The 13,824-nt window shown below is 64.6% G+C and carries 8 protein-coding genes; 4 read left to right on the forward strand and 4 right to left on the reverse strand.

The genetic code is table 11. The annotated features are described in order from the left end of the window. Positions 1 to 177 precede the first annotated feature (177 nt). The 3 genes from R2834_15135 (at position 178) to R2834_15145 (ending at position 6,084) form a co-directional block, all read left to right on the forward strand. Positions 178 to 2,277, forward strand: coding sequence for an AAA family ATPase (locus tag R2834_15135; GenBank protein ID MEZ4701671.1), 2,100 nt, complete (start codon positions 178 to 180; stop codon positions 2,275 to 2,277). Between the two features lie 133 nt (positions 2,278 to 2,410). Next, positions 2,411 to 4,591, forward strand: coding sequence for a DUF4331 family protein (locus R2834_15140; protein ID MEZ4701672.1), 2,181 nt, complete (start codon positions 2,411 to 2,413; stop codon positions 4,589 to 4,591). Positions 4,592 to 4,761: 170 nt separating this feature from the next. Next, entirely contained in the window at positions 4,762 to 6,084 is a 1,323-nt protein-coding gene (locus R2834_15145; protein ID MEZ4701673.1) for a tetratricopeptide repeat protein, read from the forward strand. Between the two features lie 57 nt (positions 6,085 to 6,141). On the opposite strand, the gene R2834_15150 is transcribed toward R2834_15145, so the two are convergent. The 3 genes from R2834_15150 to R2834_15160 form a co-directional block, all read right to left on the reverse strand. Continuing rightward, positions 6,142 to 6,558: a DUF126 domain-containing protein gene (locus R2834_15150; protein ID MEZ4701674.1), complete on the reverse strand. Its 417-nt coding sequence runs from the start codon at positions 6,556 to 6,558 to the stop codon at positions 6,142 to 6,144. Beyond that, positions 6,546 to 7,805, reverse strand: a complete 1,260-nt coding sequence (locus tag R2834_15155; protein MEZ4701675.1) for an aconitase X catalytic domain-containing protein — start codon at positions 7,803 to 7,805, stop codon at positions 6,546 to 6,548. The genes R2834_15150 and R2834_15155 overlap by 13 nt, the downstream gene beginning before the upstream one ends. 302 nt (positions 7,806 to 8,107) lie before the next feature. Continuing rightward, entirely contained in the window at positions 8,108 to 11,734 is a 3,627-nt protein-coding gene (locus R2834_15160) for a T9SS type A sorting domain-containing protein (protein MEZ4701676.1), read from the reverse strand. 277 nt (positions 11,735 to 12,011) lie between these two features. Here R2834_15160 and R2834_15165 point away from each other — a divergent pair, with 277 nt between their 5' ends. Further along, positions 12,012 to 12,998, forward strand: a complete 987-nt coding sequence (locus tag R2834_15165; GenBank protein MEZ4701677.1) for a GyrI-like domain-containing protein — start codon at positions 12,012 to 12,014, stop codon at positions 12,996 to 12,998. Positions 12,999 to 13,017: 19 nt separating this feature from the next. Here the strand turns inward: R2834_15165 and R2834_15170 are convergent. Beyond that, positions 13,018 to 13,824, reverse strand: an 807-nt coding sequence (locus R2834_15170) for an SDR family oxidoreductase (GenBank protein ID MEZ4701678.1), incomplete at its 5' end; no start/stop codon positions are given.

A 13,824-nucleotide genomic window follows, 5' to 3' on the forward strand; every position in this document is an offset into this window, starting at 1 on the left:
CAACGTAGAACGTACAGCATGCCAGTGCTCGATCGGAAGATCAAGATGTGATCAAATTCCGCTCACCGGCTGTGATATGGGCGGGCGCCGGCCGGGGGGCTTTGCAGCATGATTGCCACCGATCGCGTACCTTACCCTTGCTTTCATAGGCAGAAAAACGACAGTAAGCAGCCCTTCATGTATACCCGGTTTGCGGATTTGCTTCATGCTGCGCGGCAACGCTTGTTTGTCGGCCGGCAGGAAGAACTCGACCTTTTCGACCAGGCGTTGACGGCTGTGGAGCGACCGTATTCCGTGCTCTTTGTCCACGGCCCGGGAGGCGTGGGCAAAACCTCGTTGTTGCATATGTTCGCCGAGCGGGCGAAGCATTGCGGCTGGCGGCCCGGCTACATCGATACCCGCACGCTGGAGCCTTCGCCCGACGCGATGCTGCGCGCACTGGGCGCGATGATGGGCGCACCGGCCGGGGCGGACGTGATCGACCTGTTGAACGGATCGCCCGAACGGCACGTCTTGTTGTTCGATACCACGGAAACGATCCGCCCGCTCGATTGGTGGCTGCGGGAGCGGTTTCTGCCGGCGTTGTCGGACCGGGTCATCGTTGTTTTTGCCGGCCGTTTTAAACCGTCCGTAGCGTGGCGCATCGATCCGGGTTGGCAGGCGCTGGTCCGCGCCGTTCCGTTGCGCAACCTGAGTACGTCCGAAAGCCTCGCCTACTTGCAGAAGCGGCAGGTACCCGACGCGAGGCATCGCGCTATCCTTTCGTTTACGCACGGGTATCCGCTGGCGCTTTCGCTCATGAGCGACATGGTCGAACAGCGCCCCGACGCCGCCGGCGCCGACGCGTCCCCCGACATCGTCCAGGCCCTTCTCACGCATTTTCTGGACGAGGCGCCGGGGCCCGAACACCGCCGGGCGCTGTACGTCTGCGCCGCCGTGCGACAGACGACGGAGCAGACGCTGCGAACGCTCCTGGACCCCGACGACGCCCACGGCGTCTTCGAGTGGCTGCGCACCCTCTCGTTCATCGACGCCGGCCCGGCCGGCCTCTTTCCCCACGACATGGCGCGCCAGGTGCTCGTCGCCGACCTCCAATGGCGCGAGCCCGATTGGCACGCCGAGCTGCATCGGCGAGCCCGGACGTACTACATCGGCCATCTGCAAGACGCCAGCGGCCCTGAAATGCGGGAGCGGCTGATCGATTTTCTCTACCTCCACCGCGAAAACCCGCTCCTCAAGCCCATCTTCACCCAGCTGCAAAGCGACTGGAACGAGCAGACCGCGCAAAACCCGATCGTGGATGACGCGCTCGGACCGGATGACATCGACCCACTGGTGGACATGGTCGCGCACCATGAGGGGGATGGGCCGGCGTCCTGGGCCAGGCGCTGGCTGGAGCGACAGCCGGAGCACGTCCGCGTCTACCGCGACGGCACGGGCCGGCCGCTCGGGATGCTGCTCCCCATCCTCCTGACGCCCGAAGACGCCGACCTGGAAGACCCCGCCGTGGCACACGCGATGGACTTCCTGCGCCGGCACGCGCCGCTCCGCGAAGGCGAGTGCGCCGTCCACTTTCGCTTCTGGATGTCGGGCGAGACCTATCAGGACCTGTCGCTCATCCAGAGCATGTGTTTTATCCAGATGGTGCGCATGTATCTCACGATACCGGGGCTTGCCTTTTCCTTCCTGCCCTGCGCCGACCCCGATCTCTGGAAGATGATTTTCGCCTACGTCGACCTCCACCGCTTCCCCGACGCCGATTATCCCACCGACCGGTCGAAGATGGGGGTGTACGGCCACGATTGGCGGGTGACGCCGCCGGCCGAATGGCTGTCGCGGCTCGCCAGCCGGGTGCCCTCGCCCGAATACGCCGGCGCGCCGGCGCCTGCCGAGCCGTCGGTGTTCGTGCTGAGTCGGGAAGACTTTCTCGTCGCCGTGCGGGAGGCCCTGAAGGCGTTTAGCCGGCCCGAGCGCCTGCGCGAAAACCCGCTGCTCCGTTCGCGCCTCGTCATCGAAGCCGGCGCCCCCGATGCGGATGCCGCCGATCGGATTCAGACGCTCTGCGGCCTCCTGGATGCCGCCGCCGCCACGCTCGACGGCGCCCCGCGCGACCGGAAGCTGTACCGCGCCCTCGAAAAGACCTACCTCAAGCCGGCGCCGTCGCAGGAGATCGCGGCCGAACAACTCGGCGTCCCGTACAGCACGTTCCGGCGACACCTCATGGCCGGCGTGGATCGCGTGGCCGAGATGCTCTGGCAGCGCGAAATCGGAGAATGAGCGCGATCGGCCTCCGATTGAGCGGATTGTGAGCACCTTTCGATCTGGCAGGTAAGCGGAAAGACCGGATATCCTCTATCACCGTGTGTCGCTCCCCGAGGAGTCGACCCTGTTTCACTTGATAGAGATACCCATGAAGCGAATAACACGCTACCTGTTCATGTCCGTACTCGTCGCAATCGCGGCGATAGGGCTGATGCGGCCGGACTTCGGCGATGCATCCAGCCACCGCGAAGCGCCGCTCATCAGCAACGATCCGTTGGCCGACAATACGGACCTGTATGCGTTCCGGTCGCCCGACGACCCGTCTACCGTCACCATCATCGCCAACTACATCCCCCTCCAGCTACCGGAAGGGGGGCCGAATTACAACACCTTCGGCGAACATATCCGGTACGAGATCCACATCAAAAACAAGACGTCCGTGGGCGCGCTCGGATCGGCCAAGGACGACATCACCTATCGGTTCACCTTCCAGCAGGAGAACGAGGATCCGACGACCTTCTTCAACATCCGGCTTGGAAAACAAAACCTGAAAACGACCTATACCGTCGAAAAGAGCACTGACGGCGGCGCTTCGTTCATGACGATCCTCGACGACGGCATCGTGCCGCCGAACAACATCGGGCCACGCTCGATCGAGGGCGCCGCCGGCTTGAACGCCGACTACGAGAGCCTCGTCAATGACGCCATCATGACGGCGTCGACGGGCGAAGTGGTGTTCGCCGGCCCGCGCGACGACGCGTTTTTCGTGGATCTGGGCGGCGTGTTCGACCTGGGCCAGACGCGCGGCCAGTACGGGATGGACCCGTCCAACTCGAACAACGCCCGCGATGCCGTGGCCGGCTTCAACGTCCACACCATCTCGCTCCAGATCCCCATCGAATACCTGCAAAAAGACGGGTACGGACCCGATGAAGCGGACAACATCCTCGATCCGAACTACGTGATCGGCGTCTGGGCGTCCGCGAGCCGGCCGCAGATCACGACGCTTTCGCCCGAAGGCGACAAGCCGACCTATTCCGGCCCCTGGGTGCAGGTGTCCCGGCTCGGCATGCCGCTGACCAACGAAGCCGTCATCCCGATCGGCGAAAAAGACCGCTGGAACGCCACCTCCCCCTACAGCGAGGCCGAACAGTCGTTCATCGCGTACTTCGCCAACCCGGAGCTGGGGCTGTATATGGATGACACCCAGTTCGGCTCCGCCGTCCCGGCCCTCGCCGCGCTGCGCATGCCCTCCCGCTCCTACCCGGCGCTCGGCGATATCGACGGCGACGGGATGCCGGGGCTCAACTTCCGCAACGGGAAGGATGGCGCGTTCGAGGTGACCAAGATCGACCCGCCGCTGGATCTCTCGGGCACCGCCTTCGCGGTCCCGCTCGCCGGCGGCCTCGTCGGCGAGGGGCAGCCGCGCCTCGTGGACCTCTACCCGATCTTCTATTTCGGCGTCCCGAACGCGATACCCTATCAGCTGGCTACCGGAAAGACGGGCGGCCCGCTCAGCGCCGGCAAGCCGTTCATCCACAATTTCCTGCCGGTCACGCAGGACGCGGAAGGCACCCTGTACGGCGGCGACATGCTTCGCCTCAACATGGCGACCCCGACGACGGAGCGCTCCGGCGAGGAGTTCGACCTCTACGCCCGTCAGGGCCTCGTGCGGACGGCCGTGCTCGGCCTCACGGCGGCTCCGTACAACACGTCCGCCGATGTCGAATTCATCCCGCACATGGACGGCTTCCCGAACGGACGCCGGCTCGAGGATGATGTGACGACGATCGCGCTCCAGGCCGTCGGCGGCCTCGTGCTGGCGGCCGTGGGCCTGCCGTTCGACGACGCCACAGCCAGCGACTACAGCGACCTCGCGTCGGAGATGCTGGTCGGCGCGCTGAACTATACCGCCGGCCCGGTGGCGAACGACGTGCGCCTGCTGGACGTCTTCCCGTACCAGGCGTCGCCGCATCGCGGGTTCGACTACGTGAAACAGCTCACGGCCCTCGACCCGATGAACCTGCCCGTCTCCGTGGAAGGGCTCGGCGTGGGCGTCCCGAGCGCGTTCATGCTCGATCAGAACTACCCCAACCCGTTCAACCCGTCGACGACCATCTCCTACGAGGTCACCCGGCCCGGCAACGTGGCGATCCGCGTCTACGACGTGCAGGGCAGGCTCGTGTCGACCCTGGTGAACCGGGAGCACGGTACCGGGAATCACCAGCTCGACTGGGACGCCTCGTCGCTGCCCAGCGGCACCTATTTCTACCGTCTGGAGGCCGACGGGAAGTCGATCCAGACGAAGCAGGCGATCCTGGTGAAATAACGGGGTTTTGCCTGAAGAGGCGCAGCCCGGCAGCGGAGGGACTTCCTGAGGACACGTCTTCGGGAGGTCCCTCCACGACCGGAGGTCCTGCGTCCGCGGGGCGCATCGGAGGGCCTTCTCATCGCACGCGATCACCGCTCGCCGGCCATTCATTCCAACACATCGTCATCATGAAATCCAAGCTAGAAACACGCACCCATTTCCTTGCGATGGCGGCTGTCGTCGCGCTCGTCGGCACGCTGGTCTTTTTGTGGCTCAAGCCGCTCCCCGATGAGCCGGAGGTCGCGGTGGCGCCCACCACGCCGGCGTCGCTGTTCATCAACACCGATGCGTCGATCGCCTTCTACGAAGACCGGATCCGCAAGGCGCCGGACGATCGCGAGGCGTACACGCGTCTGGCCCAGGTGTACCTCCAGAAAGCGCACGCGTCCGGGGAAGAGCTGACGTACGTCCCGCTCGCGAAAGAGCGCATCGAGCAGGCCCTGTCCCGCGATCCGGACGATTATTACGCCCTGGCGCTCCAGGCGTCCCTGTTCAATACCCTGCACCGATTCGACGACGCGCGCGTCGCCGCAGAACGGCTCCAGGCGGCGTACCCGCACGATTCGTTTATCCAGGGGGTGCTGGTGGATGCGCTCGTGGAACTCGGCGAATACGATGAAGCGGTCGCCGCCAACGACGCCCTGCTGGGGATGCATCCGGGTCTGGCTGCCTATGCGCGTGCCTCGTACCTGCGCGAACTCCACGGGGACACCGACGGCGCCCTGTCCGCGATGACGATGGCCGCGCAGGCCGGCGTCGTGGGCGAGGCCGACCGCGCCTGGGCGCTCACGCACCTCGCGAATCTCTACCTGGGGAAGGGCGATTTGGAGGTGGCGCGGCGCGTCTTCGAGGGTATCCTGGAAGAGACGCCCGGCTATGCGCAAGCCATCGCCGGCCTGGGCCACATCGCCGAGCTCGAAGGCGACTACGCGGGGGCCGTCGCGGGGCTCGAAGAGGCGTATGGGCTCGAACCGCGCGCCGCTTTTCTCGAACGGCTGGCCGAGATCCAGTCCGTACAGGGGGCTTCCGCGGCCGCAGAGGCCTATCTGGATCGGGTCGATGCCAGCTTCCAGGAGGCCGCCCGTATGGGAGAAAACAACCGGATGGAATATGCGGATTTCCTCGCCGACCGCGGCCTCCGGCTCGACCACGCGCTGCGCCTGGCGGAGGCCGAAATCGCCCGCCGGCCCGGCCATCTCCATGCGAACGAGACCTACGCCTGGGTCCTGCACCGGCTGGGGCGCTCCGCTGAAGCCGTAGCCCCGATCGAAAAGGCCATGCGGCTCGATACGGGCGACGCGATGGTGCATTACCGCGCCGGCCAGATCTACCGGGCCATCGGCGACGCGGCCGCCAGCCAACTCCACTTCCAGAAGGCGCTCGATGCCCATCTCCACATCGAGAGCCAGACGGCGGCCAACACGGCCAGAACCCTCCTCGCACAGCCGTAAGACCAACCGGTCGAAAGGCCGCGGCGCGTCTGAGTCGGACCCGTCGCGGCCGGCCCGTCACGAGAGCTGGAGGGTGCCGTCTGCCTCGATCCGGATCCGTGCGCCGGCGGTGATCTGGCGGAAGTCCGCCTCAGCAAGCGCCACGATGGGGATCGGCCGGCCATACATCTCGTCGGCCACCACCGAGGCGAGCGCCATGAAGGTGTCGACGTCCATGCTGACGATGGCGGCCGGCGCCACGCCGGCGCGGACGGATTCCAGCAGGATGGCCGTCGACGTGCTCGACCCGCGGGTGAAGGGGAGGACGAGGATGCAGCCGGCGGCGATCCGGCCGGAGAGCGGGTGCCGGCGGTCGATGATTTCGCCCGTCCGCTGGTCGTATCCTCCCCAGAAACTGATGGGCTCGTCACTCACCAGCGCCGGCCCCTCGGCTTCGCCCGGCACCACCGGCCGGCCCTTGATCACGCGTTCCATAACGATTCGTCCCGCAGGATGCGGCCCGCCACGGCCGATTCGACGCAGTCGGCCAACCGGCCGTAGGCGATCTGCGTGTTGAGGAGCCCCGGCGAATAGTAGGCATATTTCGCCGAGTTGGTCATCATGTGTTTGATGGATCCGGGCAGCATCGGCGTGGTCAGCGGGCAGGTGTCTACGGTGATGCGCCCGCCGAAGGCGCGGTAGGCGTCGAGCAGCCCGGTTTGCTCCGCGATCTCGCGGACGGCCCGGCTGCAGGTGACGAGGAAGGTGACATCGGGATGCTTCGTCCTGCCGGCGACGAGCGGGGCGAGCTTCCGGAACTCGTCGAGCGAAAAGTGGGGGCTGCCGAGCACGACCATGTCCAGCCGATCCCCCTGCGCCGTGCTCAGCTCGCCGAGGGCCTTGCGCAGCATCGCCGGCGTCACGACGACGGTCCGCGCCGGCGCGCGCCCCTGAAACGCCGCCTCGGTGGTCGGCGCCTCGGGCGTGATGCCGGTCATATGATACAGCGCCACGGCGCCCGACGAGGCGGCGCCGGCGCAGACCGCCTTGTGCTGATCTTCCGTCGGCGTCACCGCCAGTCCCTCGATGACCGGCACCTGGTTCGGTGCGAGCCGGCCGATCAGGTGGCCGAGGACGGGGTAGAAGGCGTCGTCCTCCTGCAGCCGGCGGGGGACGCCTTCGAGGCGCAGGAGGAGGGTGCCGGCGCGGTTGGGGGTCAGATGGAGGCCGGCGGCCGGCGCCCGGCCCGTGATGGCGCAGCAGATATCCAGCAGATCCGGATACCGCTCCGTCCGCGCGCCGATCACCGAATTGAAGAAGCAGATGGCGTTCGACTCGCCCGAGGCGATCTGTTGGCCGAAGACCGGGCGATGCTCCGTCTGGTACGGCGCGCAGGTCCACGTCGGGATGGTGCCCATCGAGCGGTAGGCCACCATCTGCCGGTGCGCTTTCATGGCATGGTCGCCCGGCACAGGCCATTCCTCCCACCCGTGCTCGTCGACGCCGCTGACGTTGAGCGTCGAGGGCACCCGCACCTTGGCGCCCAGGGCGGCCAGCCGCTCGGCGAATTCCATGGTCGCATCCCCCATAAACACCGTGCTATCGATGTGCGCCGCGCTGATGTCCAGCAGCCGGTCGACGCCGTAGACCGGCAGCATGCGCACGAGAATCGACATGGCCATCTGCGCGGCCGGGCCGTGGTCGCCGGCGAGGAGGGCGCGGTCGTCGTCGGTGAGGTGCATGGGGTGATGGATGGGGGCTGGGTGACGCCGGCGAGGCCAGGGGATCATCGGTGCTGGGTGCTGAGCACGTTGGGAACGGGAGGATACGCCAAAATCTAATATCCGTCTCGACCGATTCCGTCGGAGGCGTGGAGAGATGGACAGAGTCCCCGGGTAAAGCTCGCGCGTTGGGGCGTCCCAGCAGCTATTTCGGCTTCAACACCGTGGTGATGCTCGTTTACCTTCGATCCGGATCAGCCCTGGGATGCAAGATGGAATCGACGCGTCGAAGGTTCGGCATGGGCATGCCGATCGCCCGAGGGTCACCTCATCAGCGTGACGCTCCGCGTCTGGCCGACGCCGTGGGCCTCCGCCCGGATAAAATAGACGCCGCTGGCAAACCGGTCCGCATCAAAGCGGACGATGTGCGTGCCGGCGTTCATACCGCCTTCGAACAGGGTGGCCACGTGACGCCCGACGACATCGTACACCCGAATCGACGCGAATCCAGCCAGGGGCATTGAAAGGGTGAACGTAGTGCTCGCCTGGAAGGGGTTGGGATACGCCGAAGATAATTCAATGGACGCGGGCCATTCGCCCGTTTCATTTTCGCGCACAACCGGAAAAGCCATCGCCTCTCCACCGAATCCGAACTCTCCCAGGGTTCGCAGTCCGCCGGCACAGAGATAGGGAGTTCCATTTTCTTCCAGCAAGTCCGTCGCCAACGGTTGCCACGCCAACGCGGCGCCTCCGGGCCGCTGCATGACGACGACAGACTCAAGGGCGGTAGCGACTACAACGTCGCTTGCGTCGAAACACAGGTCAAAGGGGATGGCATCATCCGGGCCACGCGTTTGTTCGCTCAAGCCCAATTCACCCAGATACCAGGTTCGTGCCGCGACAGCCGACGGTTGTACCAAGGCACCGCTCGATGACATAGCCGACGCCTCTGCATACATGCTGGTGTCGGGCAATAGATCGTACCGGGTCACAAACACGGTAGCGGTATCGCCCGGGGTGTGCCGGGCACGTTTCTCCGGGCCTCCTCTCAGGGTGAGTGTCATTCCTTGCGCGCTCACCTGGCTCCCCGGCGCGACACGGATCTCTGCTTCGGAAAAAGCATCTGTCGACACGATCGTGGGGCCGCCAACCATTTCGCTCGTGGCGGCATTGTCCTCACGTGTGGCCGTAAACCCCAGGTATTTAATGCCGGCAGGGACATCCGGAAGGGTAAATCGGAAGCCGGTATAGGGTATCGAAGCAATAATCTCGGATTTGCCGATGTAGGTGAGCGTACAAAATCTGCCGATTTCTTCGCAGGCGAAGGCCTCTATCAGATAGGACGATGCCAGGGCATTCGACCGTAGGGTTCCTCCTACGGTCACGGCCGTTCCTTCCCTCTTCGCGAAGCTGATAACCGGTGCGTTCTGGTAGCCGTCGGTATCCAACCAGTCGTTGCGCCGCTCATATCGATTCGGTCGGGGTGTTATCGCTCCACCCTGGTAGTCGACCCCACCCAGGAAAATCGATTCCATGCGGGTACTTGACGACGAATGCGTGTTCTGGGAAATGCGTGCGGACGGGGAGGTAGATTCGTCAAATGTATAGACCGATACGTCCGCGCTGCCGCCGGACAGGGTATTGTTCGTAATCACGTCGCCGGGATTGGCCAGGACGGCAATGGACGGGGAAACAATCCGGTTCTGGTGCACCGTCGTCCTCCCGCTGAAGAACAAGCCCGTCCTGAGTGCGCCTTGCGACTCCCGCTCCACGGATACAGCCACTTTCAGCTCATCCGACGTGATAAAGTTGCCCTGCACAACGGCTCCTTCCGTTTCCTCCAGGACCACGCCGTGGGTAAAACCATAGATGGAGTTGTTTGCGATTTGCGGCGACTGCGCGCGCCAGCTTTGTATGCCCGTGTTCGTCTGCATCCCACGGGTAGGAAGCCTCTTGCCGATCACATTGCCCGTGATAAGGGTTCCGGAAGTTGGAACGGGCCACTTAGAGTCGCGCGTTCCAAGCCGGATTTCGACCTGGTGTCCCGCGATCCTGTTGCACGTACTGAGTTGGCAAGAAGTAGGGCCTCCTGGTTCTCCACCCTCTCCGATGTGGTTGTTCTTCGCGCCTAGAATCCAGAGTCCGATATAAATATCAAATAAGTCAGACGGCGTGGGTAACGCAATCGGCTCGTCGTCGACCCCTACGCCGATTCGATTTCCAACCAGTACATTGGTATCCGCATACGGCAGGATGAGTACGTCAACACCTGTGTTTCCGCTGAAGAGAGAGGGGCCGTAGTTGCCGGCGATGGTGTTTCCTTCGATCCGGTTGTTTGATGATTCGATAAGCAGTCCAGGCCAGTTGATACCGCCCACCGTAGGATCGAAGTTGAAGTCGGAATAGGGGAGTATGGACGTCCCCATCCCGTTTCCTCGAGCCAGCGTGCCGGTTACATCCGTGCCGATTCGGTTTCCCTCGATCACGTTACCGTCGGCTCCGGATGCGAGGGCGATGCCGCTTTTCCGGAATCCATGAATCACCAGCCCACGCACGATGGAACCGCCGCCGCCGGACGCAATCTCAATGCCCGTAATCTCCGAAGCGCTCTCCACGCCGGGGCCAACCAGCTCGACCCAGCCGCCGCTTTGCGTGGTCGCGTCCAGGGTAATCCTGGATTCAACGGGAGGAAGACCCACGTCCCCAATCTGGATGGATGGCACGGCGCTTCCCGGCAGGTCGAACGTGATGGTGCCTCCCCCGCGCCGGTTCGCCTCCTGGATGGCCGCACGCAGCGTGCATTGTTCGCCGGCTTCGTTTGCATCCACGTCGCAGACCTCGTCGCTCGCAGAATCGTCTTCCAGGTCGCGTGTGTCGTTTACGACAAGGTCCTCCTGCGACGGCCCGGCCAGTTTCAAGAGGTAGGCTTCATTAAAGCCGGCGGCATTGACGCCCGACCCCGCGATGGTCAGTCCGTCGTCTGAAATGGCGGTTGGTGGATAGAACTGGGTAAAGCCTTGCAGGTCAATTTGCTGTTCGGTCGATACCGTGATCAGGTTACGCCAGCCGTCGTCTGCGGTCCAGATAGCGGGAGCCGGGATGCTTGAATCGTATCCGATAACCACCGACCCATCGCCCGACACCGCGGTCGCGGTCGCGTACCCCGGGGTTTCAAGAACCGAAAGCGTACCATTCTCCCAACGAAATGGCTTCCTGTCGACATTCGGAGCGGCCCCACGCTCCACCCAGCCCACAATGACATTGCCGTCTGCTGAAACAGCCTGAGCACTCGACCTGTCCCACCCGGGGGGGTGTATGTCGCTGGCTATTGTACCCCCATTAAACCACATTACGGCATGAGGAGTCCCAAAGGAGACATCACCCTGGCCGACGATCGGGCTACCATCGTTCGCGACATCGTAGGCTATAGCGTTCGTATGCCCTTCATAGGAGGGCAGCAGCGAGGGTTCGCCCTGTACCCATTTGATGGCATTGACAGCCGTGTCCGTATGCTGACCGACGATCACGGTGCCATCACCTGAAATCGCCCGTACTCGGGCCCGTCGAAATTCACCGCCGGGAATGGCGAGCAGTTCCAGGGTGCCATCGACCCATCGCACCGGGACCGGGTCGTTTCTGGCGTCTATGGATTCACCTGCGATGATGCTCCCATCGGCGGAGACGCCTACAGCCACACTGCCGCGCATGAGATGGTCGCCCAGGTTCGCCATCACCCCGTTCTCCCAACGAAATGCCGCAAAGTTGGCCCCGTTCAGGTCGGTGTTGCTCACACCGACGACCACGGCTCCGTCAGCTGACACACCCGAAGCCAGGCTACTAAAATTGACCCCTGGCAAGTCCCCGAGCGGGGTAAATGACTGGGCATAGAGGGCATCCGAAACGAGACAGAGCATGCTCAAAGTACAGAGCGCCTGGAAACCGTATTTCATTCCCATCTCAGGTTGGCGGAGGCGAGGGGGGCACGGTTGAAGTCGGTGAGGTGGCGTTTGCGGGTCACGCGTTGTGATGCTTGGTCACTCGCGGAGCCGCTCGGCTCAAGGATACGCCAAAAAATCCGAAGTTATCGCCACCGTTCCGTCAGGACATTGAGAACGCACGCTCGGCCGGCGTCCATTTCTTTCGCCTCGATACGCGCCTGAACGGAAGGGTGGAGCCCTGATCCGTCGACGCGATGTCATGGTTGGCGCGCAGAACGGCAGGACGTGTATGGATCTCCTGCCCACGCTGCGGGGTTACCGGCTCTGCACACACAGCCGTCTACTCCCGATGTCGACCGATCCCAACCGGCAAGAATACGCGCGCCGCATGCACCGGGTGCTGGCGCATATCGATCGGCACCTCGATGCGCCGCTCGATGTGCACACCCTTGCCGGCGTCGCGCATTTTTCCCCGTTTCACTTCCACCGGCTGTTCACGGCGTTGATGGGGGAGACCGTGGGGGATTATCTCCGCCGGCGCCGGCTCGAGGTGGCGGCCCAGCGGCTGGCCGTCCAGCCGTCGCTTTCCGTGCTGCAGGCCGCGCTGGCGGTCGGGTTCGGGTCGGCCGAGGCGTTCGCGCGGGCGTTCAAGGCCCGGTTCGGCGTGTCGCCGACGGCATGGCGCCGGAGCGGGGGACACGTGACGAATAGCAAGACCGATCAGATGGACGGCAAGCGCGATCAGGCATCGCCGGCGGGCTATCCGGATCTTGAGCGCATCCTCAACCAAATCACGGATGCACACATGATCGTGAAACTCATCGACCGCCCCGCAGCCCCCATCGCCTATCTCCGTTATGTCGGACCGTACGGCGAAGACGTCTCCCGCTTCTGGATGGAGACCTACTACCCCTGGGCTGTAACCCGCAAACTCGGCGGCTCGCCCCGCTACGGCATCAGCCACGACGACCCCTTCGTCACCGCCCCGGACCAGTGCCGGTACGATGCCTGCGTGGAGGTGCCGGAAGACTATACCGATCTGGGGCCGGCATTCAAAACGACGATCCCCGCCGGCGTCTATGCGACCTATCGGTTCAAGGGGACGGCGGCGGACATCATGGAAGCCTGGACGCGGCTGCTGCGCGAGTGGCTGCCGGCGAGCGGCTATCAGCTCGACAACCGCCCCAGCTTTGAATATTACCCCGTCGATGCCGACGACGACCCGGACACCGGTGTCTTTGAATGCGACATCTGCATTCCCGTGATGCCGTTATAACACCTCGTCATCTCGAGCCTTACAGCCCGCTAAACGCCCCGAACCCGCCGTCGACCGGGATGACGGCGCCGGTCACGAATGACGCGGCGTCGCTGCAGAGCCAGACGACGATGCCCTGCAGTTCCGCCGGCTCCCCGAACCGGCCCATCGGGGTTTTGCGGAGGATGGCCTGCGCGCGCTCGGTGAACGCGCCGTCGGGCTGGACGAGCAGGGCGCGGTTCTGCTCGGTGACGAAAAAGCCGGGCGCGATGGCGTTGACGCGCAGGCCGGCGCTGTGCCGGCGGGCGAGGTCGACCGCCATCCACTTCGTGAAGTTGTCGATCGCCGCCTTCGCCGCCGAATACCCCGGCGCGCCGCTCAACGCCTGCATGGCGGCCATCGACGAGATGTTGACGATGCTCCCTCTGCCGGCCTCGGCCATCGCCTCGCCGAATACCAGGGTGGGGTAGACGGTCCCCTGCAGATTCAGGCGGACGACCTCATCGAACGCGTCGAACGGCATGTCGAACACCGGCGTCTTATCCGTCCGCGCCCGGGCGACGTTGCCGCCGGCGGCATTGACGAGGATGTCCACGCGGCCCCAGGCCTTGAGCAGCTGCGTTCGCGCCGCCTTCAGCGCGACCTCGTCGAGCACATCGGCGATGAGCGTCATGGCGTCCGCGCCCGCGGCCCGCAACGCCTCGGCACGCGCCCCGGCGGCCGCGGCGTTGCGGCCGAGGAGAGCGACCTTCGCGCCGGCCGCCGCAAGCGCCTCGGCCATGCCGGCGCCCAGCACGCCGTAGCCGCCGGTTACTACGGCCACCCGGCCGGTGAGATCGATAGCGTA

This window comes from Rhodothermales bacterium (assembly GCA_041391505.1).
Taxonomy (GTDB): Bacteria; Bacteroidota; Rhodothermia; order Rhodothermales; family JAHQVL01; genus JAWKNW01.

Bases quoted from the DNA above. Each gene is read 5' to 3' on its own strand.
- R2834_15135 (MEZ4701671.1), top strand. From the start codon at position 178: ATGTATACCCGGTTTGCGGATTTGCTTCATGCTGCGCGGCAACGCTTG.
- R2834_15140 (MEZ4701672.1), top strand. From the start codon at position 2,411: ATGAAGCGAATAACACGCTACCTGTTCATGTCCGTACTCGTCGCAATC.
- R2834_15145 (MEZ4701673.1), top strand. From the start codon at position 4,762: ATGAAATCCAAGCTAGAAACACGCACCCATTTCCTTGCGATGGCGGCT.
- R2834_15150 (MEZ4701674.1), bottom strand. From the start codon at position 6,558: ATGGAACGCGTGATCAAGGGCCGGCCGGTGGTGCCGGGCGAAGCCGAG.
- R2834_15155 (MEZ4701675.1), bottom strand. From the start codon at position 7,805: ATGCACCTCACCGACGACGACCGCGCCCTCCTCGCCGGCGACCACGGC.
- R2834_15160 (MEZ4701676.1), bottom strand. From the start codon at position 11,734: ATGAAATACGGTTTCCAGGCGCTCTGTACTTTGAGCATGCTCTGTCTC.
- R2834_15165 (MEZ4701677.1), top strand. From the start codon at position 12,012: ATGGATCTCCTGCCCACGCTGCGGGGTTACCGGCTCTGCACACACAGC.